This is a genomic window from Luteitalea sp. (genome assembly GCF_022842525.1).
Taxonomy (GTDB): Bacteria; Acidobacteriota; Vicinamibacteria; order Vicinamibacterales; family Vicinamibacteraceae; genus Luteitalea.
In genome coordinates, this window is record NZ_JALHPM010000047.1 from 12,996 (window position 1) to 36,884 (window position 23,889).

Here is a 23,889-nt window from a genome sequence, read left to right on the forward strand (position 1 = left end):
CGAATCGTCATGCTGTCGTGACGCTTCGCCTCGTCTGCCTGGCCCTCCTATGGTTGCTCTGTGGCTCATCCTCCCGTGCGGCGGCGGACGTGGTGCTGCTGCTGGCCGAGCCGTATGGGCGAGCGGCGGGGTTCAATCCCACCGGTCATGTCGGCGTCTACCTGACCCGCGTGTGTGCCGACACGCCCACCTCGCTGCGGCGCTGCCGTGACGGAGAAGTGGGGGCCGTGGTCAGTCGCTACAACAAGGTCGGCGACTTCGACTGGGCCGCCGTGCCGCTGCTGCCCTATCTCTACGGCGTCACGCAGGCCGCCGACGTCCCCGTGACGACCACGCCCGCCGACGTCAGGGCACTTCGCGAGGCGTATCGACAAGCCCACCTGCGCGACCTCATCCCCGACGACGTCGCGACGAGACACCAGCGGTGGTGGCAGTTGATTGGCGCGGCGTACGACCGGCAGTTCGTGGCCATCTCGGTGACGACGACAGCCGCGCAGGACGATCGGCTGATCGAGGCGCTCAACGCCGGCGAGAACCGCCACCGCTTCAACGTGCTGTTCCGCAACTGCGCCGATTTCGCCCGTGACGTGATCAACGACCACTACTACCCCGGCGCCCTTGGCAACAACCTCATCGCCGATCTCGGCGTGACGACGCCCAAGCAGGTCGCCAGGGCACTGGCCCGCTACGGCAGGCGCCATGTCGACGTCGACCTGACCGCCTTCGTGATCCCACAGGTGCCGGGCCATCGCCCGCCCAGCCCGCGTGCCCGCGGCGTCCTGGAGTCCTTCCTGCGCGTCAAGAAGTACTCCATCCCCCTGGCGGCCGTGCAGCCGTGGGTCCCGGTCGGCCTGGCCGCTGGGTACCTGACCACCGGGCGCTTCAACCCGCATCGGCTGGCCACCCACACCCTGGCCCCCGAGGACCTCGAGCGTCAGGCACGCCAGGGCGTCATCGACCTGCGATGAGCCCTGCCATGCCGCCGCCGCTCAGCGCGCGACGCGCAGCCCCGCCGGCGAGTCGCGCTGCGTGAGGTTGCGCGCGGTGTTGATCAACCCGAGGTGCGAGAAGGCCTGTGGGAAGTTGCCCAGCTGCCGACGCGCGATCGGGTCGTACTCTTCGGCCAGCAGGCCGACGTCGTTGCGCACCGCCAGCAACTGCTCGAACACCCGCCGCGCATCCTCGCGGCGCCCCATCAGCGCGTAGTTGTCGGCCAGCCAGCACGTGCAGAGCACGAATGCGCCTTCCCCGCCCGGGAGGCCGTCGACGCCGCTGCTCGTGCGATAGCGATCGACGAAGCCATCGCGCACCAGATCGCGCTCGATGGCGGCCACGGTGCCGACGATACGCGGATCGGTGGCGGGCAGGAAGCCGACCTCCGCCATCATCAGCAGGGCGGCATCCACCTCGGTGCCGTCGTACGACTGCACGAAGGTGTTACGCGCCGTGTCGAAGCCGCGGGTACAGATCTCGCGGTGCAACGTGTCGCGGATCTCGCGCCACCGGTCGACCGGGCCGTCGAAGCCATACCGTTCGACGTCCTTCAGCGCCCTGTCGAACGCCACCCAGGCCATCAGCTTGGAATGCGTGAAATGCCGCTGTGGACCGCGGACCTCCCAGATGCCCTCGTCCGGCTGCGCCCACACGGCCTCGAGCCTGGTCAGCAGCTCCCGCTCGATGTACCAGTCGCCGTCCTCGTCGTGCAGGCCGAGACGGCGCCCGAGATGGAGGCAGTCGAGCACTTCACCGAAGACATCGAGCTGGAACTGGTCGTAGGCGCCGTTGCCGATGCGCACGGGTCGGGAGGCCTCGTAGCCAGGCAGCCACGGCAACTCGAGCTCGGGCAGGCGCCGCTCGCCGGCCAGGCCGTACATGATGTGCAGTTCGTCGCCTCGTCCGGCCACGGCACGCAGCAGCCACTGTCGCCAGGCGCGCGCCTCGTCGACGTAGCCGCTCTGCATGAGGGCGGCCAGCGTGAACGTCGAGTCGCGCAGCCAGCAATAGCGGTAGTCCCAGTTGCGCTCGCCCCCCGGCAGTTCCGGGAGGGACGTCGTCGGCGCCGCCACGATGCCCCCGGTCGGACCGTATGTCAGCGCCTTCAACGTGATGAGCGAACGCATCACGGCATCGCGCCACTCCCCCTCGTAGGTGCAGCGCGCCGCCCACGCCTCCCACCACGCGCAGGTCTGCTCGACGGCGCGGATCGGATCCAGGATGGGCGCTGGGGCGGGTTCGTGCGACGGATACCAGGTGAGGACGAACGGGACGGTGGCCCCCTCGACCACGTCGAACTCTGCGGTGGTCGTCCAGCCCTCGCCGACGAGCGACACCGGTGTGCGCAGGCGGAGCGCATCGGGCCCGGCGACGGCAGAGAGGCCATCGGGCTCGGACCGCACCCACGGGGTCACGCTGCCGTAGTCGAAGCGGATGGTGAGGGTCATGCGCATCCGCACCCGGCCCCGCACACCGCGGACCAGGCGGACGACATCGGGGCGCACCGTACGGACCGGCATGCAGTCGGTCACGGTGACGCTGCCGGTGGCCGTCTCGAACGTCGTGTCGAGCACGAGGGTGTCGCCGCGATAGGCCCGCGTCACCCGCCCGACGGGGTCGACGGGGGCGAGCTGCCAGCGGCCGTGGTCCGGTGTGCCCAGGAGGGCGGCAAAGCACGCGCCGGCGTCGAAGCGGGGGACGCAGAGCCAGTCGATCGATCCATCCCGTCCCACGAGTGCGGCGGTCTCGCAGTCGCCAATCAGTGCGTAGTCCTCGATGCGCGCGGCCATGTCGCTGTGTGTGTCCCCCTGTGTTTGAATGCCGGTACGGCTCATGATCACCTACGACTCGCGCAACTGGCTTGCTGCACTCGCCCTCCACCGCGCCGACACGTTCCGCGCCCTGCTCCCGGTCCTCATCCTCGTGGGACTCTTCACGTGGGTCGTTGGGTACGTGGAGACCGAGTACCTGCGCCTGTCCCGGCAGGACTTCGTCAGCAACCTGCCGACCATGCACGGACTGATGGGGTTCGCAATCAGCATGCTGCTGGTGTTTCGCACCAACACGGCCTACGACCGCTGGTGGGAGGCGCGCAAGCAGTGGGGCCAGCTGGTCAACGTCAGCCGGAATGTGGCGATCAAGGTCGCCGCGATTCTGCCGGCCGACGACCAGCAGATTCGCGTGGATTTCGCCCGACTGATTGCCGCGTTCGCGCAGGCGCTGGCCGCACACCTGCGATCGGAGAAAACGCGTCTGGCCCTCGACGCCACGCAGCATCCAGAACTCGAACTGGACAGCTGGGATCCCGCCATGCACGTGCCGGCCAGGATCGCGTCGCTCCTGCACGACCGCGTGCACCGGGCCTATCGCGCCGGTGCGATCACCGGTGACCAGCTGATCGGACTCGCGAGCGATCTGGCCGCCTTCATGGACATCTGCGGCGCGTGCGAGCGCATCAAGAACACGCCGATTCCCTACTCGTACTCGTCGTTCCTGAAGAAGTTCATCGTCATCTACTCGCTGACGCTGCCCTTCGGCTTCGTCTTCACGCTCGGCTACATCGCCGTCCCCGTGGTGGTGTTCATCTTCTACGTGCTCGCCAGCCTGGAGATCATCGCGGAGGAAATCGAGGAACCCTTCGGTCTCGACATCAACGACCTGCCGCTGGACCGGCTGTGCGAGGTGATCGACGCCAACGCCCGGGAACTCCTTGCGCCCCGCCGCTCGGCGCCGACTCGACCGTGAGGACGGGCGCACCCCTATCTTTTGGCCATCCCGAGCAGCGACTGGTGCCTCGCCGCGCAAGATGCGTTAGCGTAGCGGGATGCGCACGCTGCCCCAACTGTTCGAGAACAACCGCACCTGGGCCCGCGAGATCCAGGATCGCGACCCCGACTTCTTCGCGACGCTGGCGAAGCAGCAGAGCCCCAGGTACCTCTGGATCGGGTGCTCGGACAGCCGCGTCCCGGCCAACCAGATCATCGGCCTGAACCCCGGCGAGCTCTTCGTCCACCGCAACGTCGCCAACGTCGTCGTGCACACCGACCTGAACTGCCTGTCGGTGCTGCAGTACGCCGTCGAGGCGCTGAAGGTGGAAGAGGTCATGATCGTCGGGCACTACGGGTGCGGCGGTGTCCACGCGGCGTACACCCAGGCGTCACTCGGCCTCATCGACAACTGGCTGCGCCACATCCAGGACGTGCGCGAGAAGTATCGCGACGTCTTCGCCCAGGACGCGACCGAGGCCACGCACGTCGCCCGCCTCTGCGAGCTCAACGTCGTCGAGCAGGTGCGCAACGTGTGCCTGACCAGCATCGTCCGCTCCGCCTGGAAGCGCGGACAGCCCCTGTCGGTGCACGGCTGGATCTACGACGTCGCCGATGGCCTGCTGCGTGACCTCGGGTGCACCGTCACGACGGATGACGAGACCAATCCCGTGTGCGAGGCCGCGGCGCAGCAGGTGCAGGCGCGGGCCACGACGGGCGTCTGACCCAGCGGGCCGACCGCTACAACACGTCGTGCTGTTCGAGGGCGATGCGCACCAGCTGACTGCGGGTGCGCACGCCCGTCTTGGCGAACAGCTGCTGCAGGGAGGCCTTGACGGCGCCCTCGGAGACGCCGAGCTCGCTGCCAATCTCCTTGTTCGACAGGCCCTCGAGCAGCAACCGGATGACCTCGCGTTCGCGCGCCGTGAGGCGGGGACGCGCCGGAGCGTCGGCGGCCGACTGAATGAGTGACTGCAGGTAGCGCTGCTCGATGTGCACGGCGCCGCTGGCGACATCGAGGATGCTGCGCTGCAGCGCCTCCGGCGAGTGCTGCTTGTGGACGATGCCCGAGATGCCGAGGCGAACGAGTTCGAGTGCGTCACGATCGGGCAGGCCGGCGGTGACCAGCAGGATGCGCGCGGCATACTGCCGCTCGCGCAACTGCCGGACCAGCGCCACCGCCGAGGCGTCGCCCAGGTCGTAGTCGACGATCAGCACGTCGACGCCCGCGGACGGCAACCCGGTCAGGGCCTCGTCGAGCGACGACGCTCCTCCAACGACCTCGAGCTGCGGGTCGGTGCTCAGCAGACGCAGCAGGCCCTCGCGAAACAGCGCGTGGTCGTCGACCACGAAGACCGAGATGGGGCGGGTCATGCGACCGCCGACACGGCGGACTCCCGCGGCAGAATCACATCGAAGCGGCAGCCACGGTCGACCGGCACGTATTCCAGCTCGCCGCCGAACGTCCGGACGACGGCCCGCGAGATGTACAGGCCGAGCCCCGAGCCATCGGCATCCGGACGAAACGGCTGGAACAGGATCGACGGATCGCGGACGCCGATGCCCGAGTCGATGACGCTCACGATCACGGCATCGACGTCCTGTCGGGCGTGAATCTCGAGGTGGGGCTGCTCGCGCCCCTGCACGGCGCGGAGCGAGTTCTGCGTCAGGTTGAGGAACACCTGCAGCAGCGCGTGCGCATCGGCCGGCACGTGCAGCGTGGCATCGCCGAGGCGCCACGTCACCACGCCGTTGATGTCGACCCAGTCCGGCTCGATGACGACACGCAACTGGTCGAACACCTGGTGCAAATCGACCGTCACCGAGGCCACGCTCCCCGCGCGCAACTCGAACGAGGCGATGCGCCCGAGGCCGTCGACCAGGTTGGTGAGGGCGCGGAAGTCGACGTCCTCGGCGAGCCCGGGCTTGCGTCCGAGGTTGGTGGTGACCACACGAATCGCCGAGCACATGTTGCGGATCTCGTGGGCCACGGCGCCGGCGAGCAGGCGGTTGTAGTCGTGGAAATGCCGGAATCCCTCGCGCTCGCGGTCGCGGACCTCCTCCGAGGTGTCGACGAGAATGCCGGCCAGGCAGCGTCCCTGTCCCTCGCCGAAGGTCGAGAACCACACCGTGATCGGAAACAGCTGGCCGTTGGCGCGGCGCGCCCAGCTGGTGGCCGACGCGCGCATCGGGCGGTCGGTCGGCGTCTGCAACACGCTGGCGAACATCGGGACCTGCTGCTGCAGGGTCGCCCCCGCGAGGTCACCGGCAGACGAGACGCCGAGCATGTCGAGGGCGGCGCGGTTGATGCTCAACACCTCACCCGCGGCGTCGAGCGTCACGATGCCGGCGGGGCTGGACTCGGCGAGCAGGCGCAGGCTGTGCTCGGCCTGGTAGCGCATCGCCTTCTCCACGCGGAGCTGCTCGTAGGCCTGCACCACGCGGCGCCGCCGCTGCGTCATCTCGACGATCAGCATGCCGACGCCGGCATAGGCCAGCGTGGCCATCGCGAAGCGCAGATACGACTCGATGGGCGAGGGGGGGGCCGTGAACTGGCCGCGCAGGAACGCACAGAGGCACGCCGCCACCACCATCTCGCGATGCGAGAGCACGGTGCCCGCGGCGACGATGGGAAAGACGTAGAAGATGCCGAGCGAATAGTCGAGATTGGAGTACCACTCGAGCGCCATGATCGACGCCAGCAGCGCCAGCGCGACCGTGAGCATGCCGGCGCAGGAGGGCACAGACCGACGCCGCCCCGGTGCTGGTGGGGCGACCGGTGCCGACGCACGAGCGTGCTCGCGATAGCTGGAGCCAACCAGGGGCATGTCGAGTGGTCGGGGGCCCACCATGGGCCCTCGCGGGATCTTCGCACCGCACAGAGCCCGCCACAACCTGTCCTCCGGGTGGCCAGAAGATAGCCTCGCGCCAGACGAGCGCCTATCGAGCGTGTGCCGAGTGGTCACGGGTCGGCGCGGCGAAAGAGACCCGCGCGATAGCTGACACACGGGCCGGCAATCCCTAGGCTCGAAGCTGTGATCGTCACCGACCGACTGCCGCTGCGCCGGGTGTGGCCCGCCGTGTCGCGACGCCTCGGCCTGCTGTTCCTGTTCGACCTCACGGTCGCCGTCCTCTACGTCAAGGGCGGCCTGACCGCGCTGGCCCTGCCCTCCCTGCCGCTGGGCATGATGGGCGCCGGGCTGAGCGTCTTCCTCGCCTTCCGCAACAACTCCGCCTACGACCGGTGGTGGGAAGCCCGGACGTTGTGGGGAGCCCTCGTCAACGAATCGCGGACCTTCGGTCGCCAGGTGCTGACCCTGGTGGATGCCCGCCACCCGGACATGCCGCAGGCGCACTCCAGGGTGGCCGAAGCCGCGCGCGAGGCGGCGCCGCACGATGCCATCGACCTGGTGGAGTGGCAGATCGCCTACGTCCATGCCCTGCGCTGCCATCTGCGGGCGCAGAACCCCTTCCCCGAGCTCGAGGCGATGGTCGGCGCACCCGTCGTGGCCTGGCTGCGCACGCAGCGCAACGTGCCGCTCGGGCTGCTGATGCACGCCGGCCGGCGCATTCGGGTGCTGTTCGACGAGGGTCGACTGGACTCGTATCGTCTCGTGCAACTGGACTCCACGCTGTCGCGGCTCTGCGACGTCCAGGGCGCGTGCGAGCGCATCAAGAACACGCCGCTGCCGCGACAGTACGAGTTCTTCCCGCGCGTCTTCGTCCTCGCCTACTGCCTGCTGCTGCCCTTCGGGCTGGTCAGCGGCATGGGGCTGGCGACGCCGCTGGCCTCGACGCTGGCCAGCTTCCTCGTCATCGCGCTGGAGTCGATCGGCCGCGACATCGAGGCGCCCTTCGAGAACACGGTGCACGACACGCCGATGACCCAGCTGTCCCGCACCATCGAAATCAACCTCCGTGAAACGTCCGGCCTGCGGAACACCCCTGCCGAGGTACATCCCGTCGACGGCTTCGTCTACTGAGAAAGGTCCGCTCCCGTGTTCCCTGCCCGCCCGCTCGAGGTCGCATTCCTCACCAACTTCTCCGACACCTGCTTCCGGGCCATTCCAGCCCTCGCGCAGATGTGCGACGACCTGGCGCTGCGGCTCACGCTCGTGCATGCGCTGGACCCTGTCGACGGGCAGGTCGACAGCGCCGAGGCGCGGCTGCGCAGCTTCTTTCCCGAAGCCGATCGCTATCCGAGCAGTCGCCGGCGCGTGGTGGCCGGCACCGCCGTCGACGTCGTACGCCAGCTGAAGGCGGAAGGCCCACTGGACCTCGTGATGGTGCCGGCCGGTGAGCCCCTCGGCCTGCCGCGCTTCACGCGCAGCTCCATCCGGGCGCAGCTGCTCGATGCGGGGGTCGGCCCCATGTGGACCATCGGCGCCGCACCGGTCAAGGGCGCGCGGCCCACACGCAGCGTCGCCTGCTGCCTGCACGTCGGCGAACCCGGCTGGGGCCACCTGAAGCTCGCCTGCGACTACGCAGCGACGATGGGCGCGGCGCTGCACGTGGTGCATGTGCTGCCGAGCATCGATGAAGGGTCGCTGCTGCGACTGGCGTACGCGCCCCCGTTCGACGAGGCGACCATCGCGCGTCGCGTGCAGCAGCTGGCCGCGGGGCGTCACCTGCAGGCGCACATGCACGTCGTCGACGGCCACCGGCTGGCGAAGGTCATCGACCGCGAGTGCGAGACGCGGACGTGGTGTTCGTGGATGGGCGGCAGTGGGTGCGGCGCCGCTGGCTGGCGCGGCGCCTGAGCCACACGCTGGACGCGTGGCATCGTCCGGTGATCTGCGTCGACACGACGAGCGCCCCGCCCGCCTGGCCGCTGGCGCGGCGGCCGCAGCCCACCACGCGGCAGTGGCCGGTGCTCGCGGTGTCGCGACGCCGCCCTGCGCTGGTGAGCGCGGCGAGCGGCTTCGACGCCCGGACGTTCCACGCGCAGCCAGCGGGCGGCGTGTAGGCGGGCCAGGTCTAGCTGGTCTTCTTCGCGGTCCAGCCCTGTCCGGTCATCACCCCACCGTCGACGCGGCCCGTGTAGGTGCGGTCGCCGACGGTGAAGGTGATGTCGGCGCCATTCATCTTGCCGGCGGTGACGGCGGCGGTGCCCAGCGTGCCGCTCACGACCTGATACTGCTGCGTCAGCGTCAGGGTCTGCGACCCGAGCTGCCACGTGCCCGCCACCCTGGCCGGCACGATCCAGGCCAGCGCCGTGCACCAGGAGGTGCAGGGCGACGAGGTCGCGCGGGCGTCCGGCTCCCAATCGCCCATGTCGAAGCTGTTGGAGGCGATGCGCGTGCCCGGCTTGAGGTCGAGCAGCTTCGGCTTGAGCTGTTCGTTGATGTCGGGCAGCAGGAACAGCGTGATCACCGTGGCCTTCGACAGGTCGGCCTCGAACAGGTCGCCCTGGACGAACGTGGCCTTGTCGGAGACGCCGGCCTCGCTGGCCAGTCGTCGTGCCAGCGCGACCATGTCGGGGTTGAACTCGACGCCCATCGCCGTGGCGCCCTTCTTCGCGGCCGTGATCACCGTGATGCCATTGCCCGATCCGAGATCGACGAGCACGTCGCTGGCGGTGACCTTGGTCAGTTCCAGCATGCTGTCGACCGTGGACTGCGGCGTCGGCACCCAGACGACGTCCTTGCCGGCCTGACCACTGACCGGCTCGAAGGGTTCGGCCACGACCGGGACGGTCTGCGCGGACGCGGACATGGCGACGGCCGACAGCGCGAGCGCGAGGACCCCGCGCGAGAGGAAAGACATCACTGGCATTCTGCTGACTCCTGGCACTGGTTCGATGAACCACTACGCCGGACGGCCCGGCGCCGTTACCAGCTAGCGGCGTGCCAGGCCGGCAAGGGGCAGACGGAGCGTGAAGGTGGTGCCCGTGCCTTCGGTCGACTGCACCTCCACCTCGCCACCCATCGCCCGCACGTTGTCGTCGACGATGGCGAGGCCGAGCCCGAGGCCGTCGACGTAGGCGAGGCTGTCGCGGCCGCCGTGGGCCCGCGTGAACCGCTCGAAGATGGTCGCGAGCGCCTCCTGCGGGATGCCGAGCCCGTTGTCCCGGACCGCGAGGCGGCACCAGCCGTCGGCGTCCTGCACGCCGGACACGTGCACCTCCCGGCCCAGCTTGGCGGGATCGGCGTACTTGATGGCGTTCGACAGCAGGTTGACGATCGACAGCTCGAGGCGCCCCACGTCGACGGTGACCTCGGGCATGCCCTCCGCCACCGTCACCCGGACGTCGCGGGCCGCCGCCATGTCGAACACCTGCCGCGCGGCCTCCTGGGCGACGGCGGTCAGCGACACACGCTGGACCAGTGGCGTGTCCTGCGTCCCCTGCAGCCGCGCGATCGACTCCAGCTTGCGGGTGACGTCGATCAGGTGCCCGACGTTGCGCTCGACGGCCTCCCACGTGCGGTGCGCACGCGGCGCATCCAGCTGCGGATGGCGCAGCAGCGTGATGCCGAACTGCACGGTGCTGAGCGGCTGCCGCCACTCGTGGGCCGCCATGCGCGTGAACGACTCCAGGCGCTGCGTCTGCTCGGTGATGGTGTCGGTGTAGAGCGTGATGAAGGTCTCGACGGTGGCCTGCGACAACGCGTTGACGGCCTCGTGCAGCCGTGACACCAGCCCGGCGCTCTCGCGCGGGGTGGGCGCCAGCTCGAGGCGTACCATCTCCTCGAGCACGAAGGCGACGAGCACGCCGCCCAGCATCTGGTACTCGCGCAACACCTGGTGCAGTGACGCCCGCTGCTCGTGGCGCAGGCCGCCGAGCTCGCGGGCCTTCTCGAGAATGGCGGTGTTGGCGACGATCGCGAGGTCCTCGGGTTGCCGGACGTAGGCGCCGATCTCGTGAATCAGCGCCGGCACGTGATCGAGCAGGCTGGTGGTCGGGAAGATGTCGCGCGCCTCCACCGGCAGCAGGCCGAGGAGGCGCTCGAACCAGCGAGCCGCGAGGGCGCGATGCTGGTCGCAGATGCGGTCGGCGATGACCTCATCGAAGTCGGTCGTGAGCATGTGGTCGCGTGCCGGCTACCGAGACGGTCGGCCTGGCTCTCGATGAGCATAGGGAGGTGTCCGCGGCGCGACAAGCTGAACTGGACACGCGGGGCCGGCCGTCAGGCTGCAACGGCGACCGCTGGCGGGGTACTCTCCTACACATGACCCGGGTGTGTCTCGCAGGCGCCAGCGTGCTCTGGCTCGCGACCGCATGGCTACGCGCGCAATCGCCGGTGCCGCCGACCGTGCCGCCGCCAGGCGGCGTCGATCCGGCCGCCACGGCGCGCGCCGTGCCGTCGGCGGGCCGCATCGACTACGCCGCCCAGATTCAGCCCATCCTCGACGAGTTCTGCGCCGACTGCCACGACGGCGAGACGCGCAAGGGCGGGCTGTCGGTGGCGACCTACGCCGACCTGCTCGAGGGCGGGCGCAGCGGCGCCATCGTCCGTCCCGGTGCCAGCGCCCGGAGTCTGCTCATGGACCGGCTGACCGGCGCGGTCGACCCGGTGATGCCCAAGGGGGAAGACCCACTGGACGCCGGGCGGCTGGCCCTCATCCGTGCCTGGATCGACGAGGGGGCGCGCGCCACGCCGACGGCACCGCCGGCCCCGCAGCCCTGGGATGCCCCGATCACGCTGACGCGACCCGAGCTTCCCGCGCCCATCTGGCCCTCCTGGTCGGCGCCGGTCGATCGACTCGTGGCGTCGTACCTGACGCGCACCGCGAAGCAGACCGACGCGCCGCCGCCCGTCGCCGACGCGGTGTTCGCTCGTCGGGTCTACCTCGACATCTGGGGCCTGTTGCCCGACCCGGACGCGCTGCAGACCTTCCTCGCCGATCCCGCGCCCGACAAGCGACAGCGACTCGTCACGCGACTGCTCGCCGACGACGACCGGTATGCCGAGCACTGGATGTCGTTCTGGAACGACCTGCTGCGCAACGAGGACGGCGTCAGTTATTTCTCGGAGCGCGACGGCCGCAAGAGCATCACGCCCTGGCTGCTCGAGGCCCTTCGGCGCAATCGCCCGTACGACGCCTTCGTCGCGGCGCTGCTCAATCCCGCCCGGGACACCGACCCGAAGGGCTTCCTGATCGGCGTCAACTGGCGCGGCGAGACCAGTGCCGCGGTGACCCCCTGGATGCAGGCGTCGCAGAACACGGCGCAGGTATTCCTCGGCGTCAACATGAAGTGCAACGCCTGCCACGACAGCTTCGTCAGCCGCTGGAAGCTGAAGGACGCCTTCGGCCTGGCGGCGTACTTCTCGCCGGAGCCGAAGCTCCGTCTCTACCGCTGTGACGTCGCCCGCGACGAGTACACCGGGCCGCAGTTCGTCTTCCCCGAGGTGCAGGCCACGCCGCGCAGCGAGACCCTCGACGACCGCCGCGCCACCGCCGCGCGCCTGTTCACCGACGCGCGCAACGGCCGCATGCCGCGCACCCTCGTCAACCGCATCTGGGAACGCCTGCTCGGTCACGGCATCGTCGCCAGCTCCGACGAGATGGACACCCGGCCGTGGAGTCCGGACCTGCTCGACTGGCTGGCCAGCGATTTCGCCGCGCACGACTACGACGTCAAGCACCTGATTGCGACGATCGCCACGTCGCAGCCCTACCAGATGGCGGCAGTGCCGCGGACTGCGGAACCGTCGGCACGTGACTACGTATTCACGGGGCCCGAGGTCCGCCGGTTGACGGCCGAGCAATTCGCCGACGCGATCGGGACGCTGACCGGGGAATGGAGCACGTGGCCGGGACCGTCGGTGCCGCGGCGCGCCGTGCCGGCGCAGGGTCTGCGGCGCGACTCCGATCCGCGGTCGGTGGGTGTGTACGCGCGCGAATGGCGCGCCGCCTCGAGCCCGCTGACGCGCGCGCTCGGCCGCCCGATCCGCGACCAGGTGATCTCGGTGCGGCCCGACGATGCGACGACTCCACAGGCACTCGAACTGGTCAACGGGGAACGGCTGACGCAGTGGCTGGCCCGCGGTGCGCAGCGCCTCATCGGAGACCTGCCAGCCGAGACGTACAGCCGGTTCACCGCGTCGATCGCCGGGCGGGCGCCCAAGCCGCGCGGCTTCGATCTCGACGTCTCGACGACCAGCACGCTCTGGCTCGTGGTGCAAGACACCGGTTCCAACGAACCCGATCGCGTGCAGCCGGTGTGGACCGATGCCGTGCTGATCGATGCCGATGGCGCCGAGACCCGTCTGGCCACGCTCACGCCCGTGGCGGAGCAGCCCGGCACGACCAACGCGACCGCACCGGCGGTGATCGACGAGGGACGCGTGCTGCAGGTCAAGGCGCCGTCCCTCTTGCGCTACGACCTCACGGGCCGGCGGGTGGTCCGGTTCACCGGCAGCGTCGACATCGCCAACGCGCGCACCGAGGTCGGCTCGACGCTGAACCCGTCGGTGCGCTTCTTCGTCTTCGACCGCACGCCCGACCTCGAGCGTCTGCTGCCACCCGGCGGTGCGCTCCCGCTGCCGGCGCCGCCCGTGGCCACCGACGCGCGCGCGCTGGTGGACCGCGTCTTCTGGCAGGCCCTCGGGCGAGCGCCCGCCACCGACGAGCGCGCGCTGGCCGAAGCCGTCGTCGTCGACCCCGCGCGCCCGGGACGCCTCTCCCCCGCCGGCGTCGCGGATTTCCTCTGGGCCGTGCTGATGAAGCCCGAGTTCCAGTTGCTCTACTGAGACATCATGGCGCACGCACGCGACACCCGCACGCCCCTCACGACCGACGGCACGGCCCCCCGTGCCGCCGCGGATCCGACGCTGTCGTCGCTGACACGCGAGGAACGGCACATCTACGAGCGCGTGAGCCGACGACGGTTCCTCGGGACCACGGCGGCGGGGACGCTCGCGGCGCTGGCGGGTGGCGAGCCGAGGCTCGCCGCAGCGCCGGCCGTGGTCGGACAGTCGGGACGCGCCGGGGCGCGGACGGCGACCGCGGACGCGGTCATCGTGCTGTGGATGGCCGGCGGCATGGCGCAGACCGAGACCTTCGATCCCAAGCGCTACACGCCGTACGCGCCGGGCGTGCCACTGGACGCCGTGCTGAGTACCTTCCCGACGATCGACACGGCCGTCGATCACATCAAGTTCACGAAGGGGCTCGAGCAGATTGCCGGCGTGATCGATCGGGGCACGGTCATCCGAACGTTCCAGGCCGCGGACCTGGGCTTCATCCTGCATTCCCGCCACCAGTACCACTGGCACACGGGCTACGTCCCGCCGCAGCCGATGGCCATGCCGCACATCGGCGCCATCGTCTCGCGCACGCTCGGGCCGCGCGAGCCCGACATGCCGCCGTTCATCACCATCGGGCAGACCGTCGAAGGGGCCGGCGAGATCGGCACGCTCAAGGCGTTCCACACCGCGGGCTTCCTCGGCACCGAGCACGGGCCGTTCCTGATCGTCGATCCGCAGGACGCGGCCTCCGCGGTGCGTCCCCCCAGGGGCCTCGACGGCACGCGCTTCCAGAGCCGACGCCAGCTGTTCGAGCAACTGCTGGCGAAGGAGCCCGTGCATCAGTACGGCAGCGACTTCCAGCGCGAGTCCCTGGTGCGCGCCCTCGACGGCGCCGATCGGCTGCTGCGGTCCTCGTCGGCGAAGGCCTTCGATCTCGCGCTCGAGCCCGAGGCGTCGTACAAGGCCTACGACACCGGCAAGTTCGGCCAGGGGTGCCTGCTGGCGCGGCGGCTGGTGGAAGCCGGAGCCCGGTACGTGGAGGTGACCTCGGAGTACATCCCGTTCGTCCACTGGGACAGCCACGAGCACGGGCACTCGCGGGCCGAGGCGATGAAGCAGATGATCGACGCGCCGATCGCGCAGCTCATTCGTGACCTGGAGACCCGGGGGCTGCTCGACCGCACGCTCGTCGTGCTCGCGAGCGAGTTCGGCCGTGACGCCGTCACCGAAGGCAAGGTCGGCAAGGAAGTGAAGGACCAGGCCATCAACATCCCGACCGTGATGAGCGACCCGCGCCACTACGGCATGCACCGGCACTTCACCGCGGCAGGCTCCGTGCTGATGTTCGGCGGCGGCGTGAAGAAGGGCTTCGTCTACGGCAAGACGGCTGAGGAGCGCCCCTGCACCACCATCGAGCACCCGGTGCCGGTCGAGCACCTGCACGCCTCGATCTTCCACGCGCTCGGCATCCCGGCCGATACGGCCTACACCGTGGAGCGACGCCCGGTGTACGTCACGAAGGATGGCATCGGCAAGCCGATCACGGCGTTGTTCGCCTGACTTTTCCCTTTCCCTTTTCCCTTTTCCCTTCCCCCTTCCAGCATTCCCGCATTCCAGCATTTCGGCATTTCGCCATGTCGGCATGGCAGCATGCCCGCATGCCGCCCCTACGTCGTCCAGCCGCCGTCGATGACGTACACCGCGCCGGTCGTGAAGGCGGATTCGTCCGATCCGAGGTAGACGGCCAGCATCGCGATCTCCTCCGGTTGCCCGAGGCGTCCCATCGGCTGCCGGGCCTGGAACGCGGCGAGTACCTCGGCTTCTTCCTGCCCGTTGGCGGCCGCCTGCGCCCTGATGCGATCGCGCAGCGACGGCGACTCCACCGTGCCCGGGCAGATGGCGTTGCAGCGCACGCCCTTGCCGACGAAGTCGGCGGCCACCGACTTGGTGATGCCGATCACGGCGGCCTTGCTGGCGCCGTACGCGAAGCGATTCGGCACGCCGGTCACGCTCGACGCCACCGACGACATGTTGATGATGGAGCCACGCCCCTGCGCGAGCATGCCGGGCAGGAAGGCGCGCACCAACCGGAACTGTGCCTTGGCGTTGAGCGCGATGGCGCGATCGAAATCGGCGTCCGCGCACTCGAGAATCGTGCCGGCATGGACGATGCCGGCGCAGTTGAAGAGCACGTCGATGGCGCCCAGGTCGGCGGCCAGCGCAGTGATCTGCGCGCCATCGGTGACGTCGAGCACCCGCGTCTCGCACCCGGTGAGCGTGGCGAGCGCCTCGGCGTTGACATCGGTGGCGATGACCTGCGCGCCTTCGCGGATGAAGGCCTCCGCACTCGCGCGACCGATCCCTTGCGCCGCCGCCGTGATCACCGCCCGCTTCCCCGCCAATCGTCCTGACACAGTCTCGTCTCCTGACACGTCGCCTGCCGTCGGCATGGGGCTGAGGCTGGGCCCAGGCCCGCGCCCGCGCCCGCTCTCGCGCCCGCTGCCCGGTGGTCGCCCTGCATTATCGCTCCTGACCCCGACTCCGGGTCCCCGACGCCGACTCCCGACCTCCGAGTCCCGATCCCCGGTGCCCGGTTCCCGGTTCCCGGTTCCCGGCATGACAGAATCCCGCCATGCATCCTGCACTCCCCGCGGGCGTCCTCGTCGCCAGCCTCGTCGTGGCCCTGGCGCCGGCGCAGACGCCGGTCGTGCACTGGACGTCGCTGCAGAGCGGCGTCACCGTCCGCCTGCGCGGCATCAGCACGGTGTCGCCCCGCGTGGCGTGGGCCAGTGGCGGGAGCGGCACGGTGCTGCGGACGACAGACGGTGGCGACAACTGGCAGGCCCGACCGGTTCCTGGCGCCGACGCGCTCGACTTCCGTGACATCGACGCGCCGGACGCGACCACCGCCGTGGTGATGAGCGCGGCGCCCGGCGACGGCTCGCGCATCTACCGGACGACCGACGGTGGCGCGACCTGGAGCCTGCGCTACACCGCCGCCGATGCCGCGATGTTCCTCGATGCCCTGGCCTTCAGCGACGCGGCGCACGGCGTGGCGTTCAGCGATGCGGTCCGCGGCCAGTTCGTCATCCTCACCACCAGCGATGGCGGCGCCTCCTGGACGCGCGTGCCGGCCGACCGCCTGCCGCCGGCCCTGCCCAACGAGGGCGCGTTCGCCGCCAGTGGCACCAATGTCGTCGCCCGCAGCGACGGCCACATCTGGATCGCGACGACGGCGTCCCGGGTCCTGCACACGGCCGACCACGGACGCACGTGGCGCGTGACCACGACGCCCGTGGCCACCGGCGAGGCGACGGGCATCTTCTCGATCGCCATGCGCGATGCGCGCCACGGCGTGGTCGTCGGCGGCGTGTACACCAAGGAGTCCGAGGCGACCGACAACGCGGCCGTCACGGCGGATGGCGGCGCATCATGGCACCGGCCGACAGGCCGCGGGCTGTCCGGCTACCGCTCGGCGGTCGCCAGTCTGCCTGCGCTGGGCCCGCGTGCCTGGCTGGCGGTGGGCCCGGCCGGCTCGGACACGTCGGTCGACGACGGGCAGTCGTGGAACGCCGCGGGTGGCGCCGGCTACGACGCGGTCAGCATCGCGCCCGACGGCCGTACGGGCTTTGCGTCCGGGGCCGGGGGACGCCTCGCGCGCGTGACGGTGGCGCGCTAGCCGTCAGCGAGACAGGCGCGTCCCGTCGGCCGCCAGTGTCGCCCACAGGCGCCGCAGTCGATCGGCCGTGATGGCCGCATCGAAGCGCGCGGTGGCGGTCTGCCGCGCCGCCTGCGCGTACGTCGAGATGTCGGCCAGCGCGGCCTCGATGCGGATCGCCACGTCGGCGGCGGACTCCCGTCGGTCGAACAGCAGTCCGTCGCGCTGGTCCGGGCTGATGATGCTCTCGTAGCCGGTCGACCGCTGGGCGACGAGCAGCCGGCCCGCCGCCAACGCCTCGATGCCCACCATGCCCAGGGCCTCGTTGCGCGACGCCACGATCACCACGTGGGCCTGCCGATACAGCGGCGCCATCGGCACGACGGACAGCCGCCACTCGACGACGGCGGCATCGTCGCGGATGCGCTCGAGCAGCGCGTCACCGTACGCCGCGTCACTGCCGCAGGGGCCGACCAGGACGAGTCGGCACGCGACGCGTGCGCGCAGGGCCTCGACGATGTCGAGGACGCGCATCTGATCCTTGGCGGGCTCGATGCGTCCGACGCACAGGCAGCGCACCTCACCGTGCATGCCGGGGACGATGTCCGCCACCACCTCGGGCTCGAGACACACGCCATCCGGGATGTGCTCGACACGCATCGACGGGCTCGTGCGCCGGATCACCTCGTCGCACAGATGGCGCGAGACGCCGACGATCGCCGCGACGTACGGGAAGGCCGGACGGAAGCGTTCGACGTCGTTGAGCCGCAGATGCTGCACCACCGCCACGCCCCGCGCCGCGAGGAGTCCGGCCCAGGCGTTGCATTCGGCTCCATCGAGATGCACCACGGAGGGGCGGCAGGCATCGACGGCCCTCAGCAGTGCCGCGGTGTCGAGCGCGCTGGGACCGCCGAGTCCCTCGGGGGCCTCGTGCACGCCGAACCCCTGTGCCTCGAGCAGGGCCTGCAGGCTCGTCGAACGTCCGGCAAGGAAGGCGACCTCGGCCGACGGCAGGTGCGGGACGAGCTGTGCCCATGCCGAGTGCGCGCCCGTCTGGTATCGCGAGGGCACCACCACGAGCACCGGCACACGACGCTCGCCGGTGACGTCACTGGATGCCGGGGCCGAGCGTCGCGACTGCACCTCCGCGTGCGCCTCCGCCCAGGCGCGCTGCTGCTGCCGGACCGCGGACGCCAGACGCTGCGCAGCGGGCAGTTCCAGCAGCGGTGCGATGGCTGAGGACCGCCAGAACGAGACCGGCAGCGCCGCGGCCAACGGTGTCCACGCGCCCTCTCGCGGGGCCACGCGGGCAACGGTCAGGGGAATGCCGCGAGGCGTGGTCTCGACCAGGCGCTCGACCATCTGCGGCACCGTCGTCGTGCCAGGCACGGGGGGCAGCGATGCGAGGAGCGCCAGCGTCTCGCCGCGCACGACGTAGCAGACGTCGCCCGGGACCCCGGACAGCGCCGCGACGTCGAGCGAGCGGACGCGGGCCTGCGTCGCGACCTCGCGCAGGACGGCCATCGGCAGGAGCAGCGCGCCGGCACGGATGACGGTGACCTGCGCGCAGTGCTGGGCGCCCACGAACGCCAGTCGCTTCGCGTCCGTGAAGAACGGGGCGGTCCGCACGACCACGTCCGCGTCACGGTCGTCCACATCGGCGGCGGCACGTGTGGGGTCCGCGGCGTCGCTGGCGGGCGCGGCATCCGCGGCCCACGGCACCACGACGACGGGCTGGCGGGGCCAGAGGACGCGAAGACACTGAATGGCGCGCGCGCGGGCGGGCTCGTCGGCGAGGGCAGGCTCGCCGGCGTATCCCTGGCGTCCAGGGGGCTCGAGCAACAGGACCGTCCAGGCGCGCCCACTCACGTCAGGGGGCCTTCGGGGCACGCGGCGGCATGCGGCGCATGATACACGGCCGTCTCGGCCGGTCGAGCTGCAGACGGCGTGACTGTCGGTACACTGCGGTGTCCCGCAAGATCGCGGCTCGTCAACGCGTGGAGGACCCACACCGTGAGACCGATGCCCCTGGCCATCCCGTTGCTGATCGCGTCGGCGTGCAGTTCATCGACACCGACGTCGCCGACGGCGGTCGCGCCGCAGGGCGCGTCGGCGACCGCGGCGACAGCCGCTGTCGGTGTGCGCGGCGTGGTGACCCTGGTCGGCAGTCCTGCACCCGGCACGCTGACCGTGCAGATCCCGGGTGGTCCCGTGGCTGCCGTGGACGCCGACGGGCGCTTCCAGTTCGCGAGCGTGCCTGTGACCGTCACGTCGCTGATTCTCCGGGCCGACGGGCGCGAGTCGCTGGTGCGCGTGCCCATCTCGCCGGCGGCGGGGGCGCAGCTGCAGATCGACCTGCGCTTCGATGTGGCCACCGGCGTGGCCGTGCTGTCCCGCGTGTGCACGACGTCCGATGTCAACACCGGCGCGCCCGGCCTGGTCTCCATCGTCTCGATGTGCGTCGCCGGCGGGTGAGACGCCCGGGCTGACGCGCCCCTACGGCTTGGGGATGCGCAACGTGGCGCTGATCATCGCGCTGCCGCTGGCCGCGTAGAGCAACACGATCGGATGGAACCAGGCTGGGCCGACGCGATACGCGCCGAGCCACAGCGCGTCGCCGGTCCGCCCCAGCCACAACGCCAGCGCCAGCACCCCGACGATGACGACGCTGGTGGGAATCGGCGTGCCCTCGAAGTACTTCACCTTGCCCGTCGTTTCGTCGGCCAGCGACGACGACGTCACGTTGAAGCGCGCGAGGCGGCTCACACCGCACGCGACGAAGTAGGTCAGTACGAGCATGTCCCAGCCGCCGCGCAGCCCGAGCGTGTAGCCGAGCACGGCCGGCGCGACGCCGAACGAAATCACATCGGCGAGCGAGTCGAGGTCGGCGCCGAGGCGCGACTGATGGGCGCGGTCGAGACGGGCCACGTAGCCGTCGAGCAGGTCGAGCACGAGCGCGAGGGGCAGCAGCAGCATGGCCACCCACAGGAAGCGCACCTCCTGGCCGGCCAGATGCTCGAGACACAGGAAGATGGCGACCGTGCCGCACGCGGCGTTGCCGATCGTCAACAGGTCCGCGGGCGTGTAGGACCGCAGCATCGACATGTGACGACGGGCGTCGGCAGGCATGGCTGGCATCCTACACAAGTGCGCCAGCACGACCGGGGGCTGGCCCGGCCAGTCAGCCCGACCGTTTCGATATAGTGGGCGCCCGGAGGCTCCCCTGGTGCACGCGCGTCCCGTCGTTCTCGTCTCGATGCTGCTGGTCGGCGCCGGTTGTGGCGCGGTGAACTCGTCGCGCGGCCCGGGCATGGGCGCCGGGCAGGACTGGCGGGCGTACCTCGGCGATGCCGGCAGCACGCACTACTCGACGCTGACGCAGATCACCACCGGGAACGTGGCCCAGTTGAAGGTGGCCTGGACGTTCGATGCCGCCGGCACGCCGGTGGACGGCGACCCGAGCAGCCAGGCTCGCGGTGACTTCCAGACCAACAACCTCATCGTGGACGGCGTGCTGTTCACCGCCTCGCCGTCGCGGCAGGTGATTGCACTCGACGCGGCCACCGGCCAGGAGCGGTGGCGTTTCGACCCGCGCACCGAACGCGAGGACGCCGTCGGCAACCGGCAGCGGGGGCTCGCCTACTGGGCCGAGGGCGAGAACCGGCGCATCTTCACGTCGGCCGGCACCTGGCTCTATGCCCTCGATGCCGGCACCGGACGCCCCGTTCGCACCTTCGGGGACAACGGCTCGATTCATCTGGGGCGCGGGCTGGGACTGCGCGGGACACCCTCGGTGCGCCTGAACACGCCGGGCGTCGTCTACAAGGATCTGCTGATCGTGGGCGGGCTGATTCCGGAGAACGTCGCCGGCGCCATCCGGGCCTTCGACGTCCGAACCGGCGAGCTGAAGTGGACGTTCCGCACGATCCCGCGTCCCGGCGAGTACGGGTACGAGACGTGGCCCGCGGACGCCTGGAAGACGGCCGGGGGCGCCTCCGACTGGTCCGGGCATTCGGTCGACGCGGCGCGCGGCATCGTCTACATCTCGACCGAGACGGCCGGGCCGGACTTCTGGGGCGGCGACCGCTACGGAGAGAACCTGTTCGCCAACGCGGTGGTCGCGCTGGATGCCAACACCGGGAAACGCCTGTGGCACTTCCAGATCGTCCATCACGATCTCTGGGACCTCGACCTGCCCGCACCACCGACGCTGCTCACCGTCACCCACGAGGGCAAGAAGATCGACGCGGTGGCGCAGGGCACCAAGCACGGTCTGCTGTTCGCGTTCGACCGCGTCACGGGCACCCCCTTGTGGCCGGTGCACGAACGGCCGACGACCCCGTCGCGCATCCCGGGGGTGAAGGTCTGGCCGACGCAGCCGGTGCCAGAGAAGCCGGCCCCGCTGATGCGACAGCGGTACACCGCGGACGACCTCTCGACGATCTCGCCGATGGCGCAGCTGCTCACGAAGGAGCGCTTCGCCCGCAGCGGCAACGCGGGGGCCATGCCGCCGCCGAGCCTTGACGAGACCATCCTGTTCCCCGGTCCCGACGGCGGGTTCGAATGGGGCGGCGCAGCCGCCGACCCCGAGGGCGTGCTGTACGCCAACGTGAACGAGATCCCGTGGTTCTACCGGATGATCCCGACGCGTGGCCCGGACGGCGCGCCGCTGTCGCTCGGCCATCGCCAGTACCTGGTGCACTGCGCGGCGTGTCATGGCGCCGACCGGACAGGTGACGTTCGGGGAGGCATGCCGGCGTTGAACGCGCTGGGAGGGCCGAAGACGCCGGAGTACGTCCACAAGGTGATGGTGCAGGGCGGTGGACGCATGCCGCCGTTCGATCGCCTCGGCGCGCGCCAGCGCAACGCGATCGTCGGCTACCTGTTCGGCACCGAGCCGGCGCCGGACACGCGGGGCAACGGTGGGTCGGGGGCACCGGCAGGGGCGGCGCGAGACGATCAGACCGAGCCGCCGTACGCGTTCGGCGGCTTCCAGCGCTGGTTCGACCGCGAGGGCTACCCGGCCATCAAGCCGCCCTGGGGCACGCTCAACGCGGTGGACATGAACACGGGCGCGCTGCTCTGGAAGGTGCCGCTCGGCGAGTATCCCGAGTTGACCGCGCGGGGGATTCCGCCGACCGGCACCGAGAACTACGGCGGCCCGGTCGTGACCGCCGGGGGGCTGATCTTCATCGGCGCCACCGCGGACGAGACGTTCCGCGCCTTCGACAAGAAGACGGGCAAGGTGCTGTGGCAGGCGAGGCTGCCCTTCAGCGGTAACGCCACCCCGAGCACGTACATGGCCAACGGCAAGCAGTACGTCGTCATCTCGGCGGGGGGCGGCAAGTCGAACCGTCCGGCCGGCAGCACGCTGGTGGCCTTCGCCCTGCCGGACTGACCGGCGCGGGCCGGCCGTGTCCGGAGGGCGTCCGACGGCGTCCAAGGAGGTCTGTGCGTCATGCCGGGATATGTCACCTGCCCGGCGGTCGTACTTGACTGAGTGAACCCGCAGCCGGAAGACGCCCGCCCATGAACACCTCCGTCGATACCCCGTCCAGGCGATCGCGCCTGGGCCAATGGCTCATCGGAGCCGTCCTGCTGTTCGGCGGAGCCGGCCTCGTCTGGTACTACGGCATCGGTCAGCCTGCCCCCGTGGAGCGGGGCGGCGGGCGCTTCGGGGCCCCCCGCGGCGAGAAGCCGCCCGTGCGCGTGGTCTCGGCCGAGCGGCGCAACATCGCGGTGGACCTCAAGGCGCTGGGCACGGTCACGCCCATCAACACGGTCACGGTCCGCCCCAGGCTCAGCGGCGAGCTGATTCGGGTGCACTTCACCGAGGGCCAGCGCGTGACCGCCGGGCAGCTCCTGGCCGAGATCGACCCGCGGCCGTACCAGGTCGCCCTGGCGCAGGCCGAGGGCGTCCGTGCCGAGAACGACGCCCGGCTGAACAACGCCCGCGCCGATCTGGCCAGTTTCCAGTCCCTGTTCGATCGTCAGCTCATCCCCAAGCAGCAGCTCACGGCGCAGGAAGCGCTCGTCAAGGGCATCGAAGGGACGGCGCAGTCCAACGACGCCCAACTCAACAACGCCAAGCTCCAGCTGTCGTTCACGCGCGTCGTGGCGCCGATTGCCGGCAAGCTCGGGCTGCGGCTGGTCGACGTCGGCAACCTCGTCAACCCCGGCGACGCCAGCGGCATCGTGGTCATCACCCAGATGCAGCCGATTTCGGTGCTGTTCACCGTGCCCGAGACCGACCTGCCCGCCGTGCTGGCGGCGATGCGACGCGAGGGCAACCCGGCCGTCGAGGCCTGGGACCGCGCCGAGACGACGCGGCTGGCCACCGGCACGCTGCGCACGGTCGACAACCAGATCGACACCACGACCGGCACCATCCGCCTGCGCGCCGTCTTCCCGAACGAGAACGACATCCTGTTCCCGAACCAGTTCGTGAACATCAACCTGAACCTGTCGACCTTGCGCGAAGCGACGGTGGTGCCGTCGGCGACGATTCAGCGGGCCTCGTTCGGCACCTTCGTCTACGTGATCAAGCCGGACAACACCGCGACGATCCGCAAGGTCGTGCTCGGCGCGGCCGAGGGCGAGCGGGTGGCGGTGACCGAAGGTCTCGAGCCGGGCGAACGCGTGGTACTCGAAGGCGTCGACGCGCTGCGCGAGGGAATCGGCGTCGAGATCGTGACCGGCTCGGCCGGCGATCCCGCCACCCGGCCCGCGACGTCCGGAGCCCCGCCAGCCACGGGCGCGCCTGGCGCCGGGGCCCCCGCCA

General features: G+C 70.5%; 20 protein-coding genes. 12 read left to right on the forward strand and 8 right to left on the reverse strand.

The window, feature by feature from the left end:
- The first annotated feature begins 17 nt into the window (after nt 1-17).
- Nucleotides 18-968, forward strand: a complete 951-nt coding sequence (locus tag Q0C41_RS11710) for a hypothetical protein (protein ID WP_291983958.1) — start codon at nt 18-20, stop codon at nt 966-968.
- Nucleotides 969-989: 21 nt separating this feature from the next.
- Here Q0C41_RS11710 and Q0C41_RS11715 read toward each other — a convergent pair whose 3' ends face one another.
- Complete coding sequence (locus tag Q0C41_RS11715) at nt 990-2,783, reverse strand: glycoside hydrolase family 15 protein (protein WP_367079203.1); 1,794 nt, start codon at nt 2,781-2,783, stop codon at nt 990-992.
- A gap of 43 nt (nt 2,784-2,826) precedes the next feature.
- On the opposite strand from Q0C41_RS11715, the gene Q0C41_RS11720 reads away from it, so the two are divergent.
- Together Q0C41_RS11720 and can are read left to right on the forward strand one after the other, a co-directional pair.
- On the forward strand, nt 2,827-3,738 hold the full coding sequence (locus tag Q0C41_RS11720; protein ID WP_291983962.1) for a bestrophin family protein: 912 nt from the start codon (nt 2,827-2,829) through the stop codon (nt 3,736-3,738).
- Nucleotides 3,739-3,817: 79 nt separating this feature from the next.
- On the forward strand, nt 3,818-4,483 hold the full coding sequence (can, locus tag Q0C41_RS11725) for a carbonate dehydratase (RefSeq protein ID WP_291983964.1): 666 nt from the start codon (nt 3,818-3,820) through the stop codon (nt 4,481-4,483).
- A gap of 16 nt (nt 4,484-4,499) precedes the next feature.
- Here the strand turns inward: can and Q0C41_RS11730 are convergent, their stop codons facing one another.
- Nucleotides 4,500-5,132 (reverse strand): response regulator transcription factor, encoded by a 633-nt coding sequence (locus Q0C41_RS11730; protein ID WP_291983965.1) that lies wholly within the window; start codon nt 5,130-5,132, stop codon nt 4,500-4,502.
- Nucleotides 5,129-6,484 (reverse strand): ATP-binding protein, encoded by a 1,356-nt coding sequence (locus Q0C41_RS11735; RefSeq protein WP_291983967.1) that lies wholly within the window; start codon nt 6,482-6,484, stop codon nt 5,129-5,131. The genes Q0C41_RS11730 and Q0C41_RS11735 overlap by 4 nt, the downstream gene beginning before the upstream one ends.
- Before the next feature lie 309 nt (nt 6,485-6,793).
- Here Q0C41_RS11735 and Q0C41_RS11740 point away from each other — a divergent pair, with 309 nt between their 5' ends.
- Genes Q0C41_RS11740 through Q0C41_RS11750 form a run of 3 tightly spaced genes read left to right on the forward strand, consistent with a single transcriptional unit; the run spans nt 6,794 to nt 8,724 of the window.
- Nucleotides 6,794-7,741, forward strand: a complete 948-nt coding sequence (locus Q0C41_RS11740) for a bestrophin family protein (protein ID WP_291983968.1) — start codon at nt 6,794-6,796, stop codon at nt 7,739-7,741.
- Nucleotides 7,742-7,756: 15 nt separating this feature from the next.
- The gene (locus Q0C41_RS11745; protein WP_291983969.1) at nt 7,757-8,518 is read left to right on the forward strand and encodes a hypothetical protein; all 762 of its coding nucleotides are present in this window, start codon (nt 7,757-7,759) and stop codon (nt 8,516-8,518) included.
- A complete protein-coding gene (locus Q0C41_RS11750; RefSeq protein ID WP_291983970.1) occupies nt 8,488-8,724 on the forward strand; it encodes a hypothetical protein in 237 nt (78 codons plus the stop codon). Before Q0C41_RS11745 ends, Q0C41_RS11750 begins: the two co-directional genes overlap by 31 nt.
- Before the next feature lie 11 nt (nt 8,725-8,735).
- Here Q0C41_RS11750 and Q0C41_RS11755 read toward each other — a convergent pair whose 3' ends face one another.
- The gene (locus tag Q0C41_RS11755; RefSeq protein ID WP_291983971.1) at nt 8,736-9,524 is read right to left on the reverse strand and encodes a class I SAM-dependent methyltransferase; all 789 of its coding nucleotides are present in this window, start codon (nt 9,522-9,524) and stop codon (nt 8,736-8,738) included.
- Between the two features lie 72 nt (nt 9,525-9,596).
- Nucleotides 9,597-10,784: a HAMP domain-containing sensor histidine kinase gene (locus Q0C41_RS11760; RefSeq protein WP_291983972.1), complete on the reverse strand. Its 1,188-nt coding sequence runs from the start codon at nt 10,782-10,784 to the stop codon at nt 9,597-9,599.
- Between the two features lie 143 nt (nt 10,785-10,927).
- Here Q0C41_RS11760 and Q0C41_RS11765 point away from each other — a divergent pair, with 143 nt between their 5' ends.
- Entirely contained in the window at nt 10,928-13,453 is a 2,526-nt protein-coding gene (locus Q0C41_RS11765) for a DUF1549 domain-containing protein (RefSeq protein WP_291983973.1), read from the forward strand.
- 6 nt (nt 13,454-13,459) lie between these two features.
- The gene (locus Q0C41_RS11770) at nt 13,460-15,010 is read left to right on the forward strand and encodes a DUF1501 domain-containing protein (RefSeq protein WP_291983974.1); all 1,551 of its coding nucleotides are present in this window, start codon (nt 13,460-13,462) and stop codon (nt 15,008-15,010) included.
- A gap of 107 nt (nt 15,011-15,117) precedes the next feature.
- Here the strand turns inward: Q0C41_RS11770 and Q0C41_RS11775 are convergent, their stop codons facing one another.
- Nucleotides 15,118-15,864, reverse strand: a complete 747-nt coding sequence (locus Q0C41_RS11775) for an SDR family oxidoreductase (RefSeq protein WP_291983975.1) — start codon at nt 15,862-15,864, stop codon at nt 15,118-15,120.
- A 218-nt stretch (nt 15,865-16,082) separates the two neighbouring features.
- Between Q0C41_RS11775 and Q0C41_RS11780 the strand changes: the two genes are divergently transcribed.
- The gene (locus tag Q0C41_RS11780) at nt 16,083-17,129 is read left to right on the forward strand and encodes a hypothetical protein (RefSeq protein WP_291983976.1); all 1,047 of its coding nucleotides are present in this window, start codon (nt 16,083-16,085) and stop codon (nt 17,127-17,129) included.
- A gap of 3 nt (nt 17,130-17,132) precedes the next feature.
- On the opposite strand, the gene Q0C41_RS11785 is transcribed toward Q0C41_RS11780, so the two are convergent.
- Nucleotides 17,133-18,977: a glycosyltransferase family 4 protein gene (locus Q0C41_RS11785; RefSeq protein ID WP_291983977.1), complete on the reverse strand. Its 1,845-nt coding sequence runs from the start codon at nt 18,975-18,977 to the stop codon at nt 17,133-17,135.
- Between the two features lie 144 nt (nt 18,978-19,121).
- On the opposite strand from Q0C41_RS11785, the gene Q0C41_RS11790 reads away from it, so the two are divergent.
- Complete coding sequence (locus Q0C41_RS11790; protein WP_291983978.1) at nt 19,122-19,583, forward strand: hypothetical protein; 462 nt, start codon at nt 19,122-19,124, stop codon at nt 19,581-19,583.
- Between the two features lie 21 nt (nt 19,584-19,604).
- On the opposite strand, the gene pssA is transcribed toward Q0C41_RS11790, so the two are convergent.
- Nucleotides 19,605-20,246, reverse strand: coding sequence for a CDP-diacylglycerol--serine O-phosphatidyltransferase (pssA, locus tag Q0C41_RS11795; protein ID WP_367079202.1), 642 nt, complete (start codon nt 20,244-20,246; stop codon nt 19,605-19,607).
- A gap of 88 nt (nt 20,247-20,334) precedes the next feature.
- On the opposite strand from pssA, the gene Q0C41_RS11800 reads away from it, so the two are divergent.
- Complete coding sequence (locus Q0C41_RS11800) at nt 20,335-22,506, forward strand: PQQ-binding-like beta-propeller repeat protein (protein WP_291983980.1); 2,172 nt, start codon at nt 20,335-20,337, stop codon at nt 22,504-22,506.
- Nucleotides 22,507-22,637: 131 nt separating this feature from the next.
- Nucleotides 22,638-23,889 (forward strand): MdtA/MuxA family multidrug efflux RND transporter periplasmic adaptor subunit (locus Q0C41_RS11805; protein ID WP_291983981.1); only part of this gene is annotated, 1,252 nt, incomplete at its 3' end.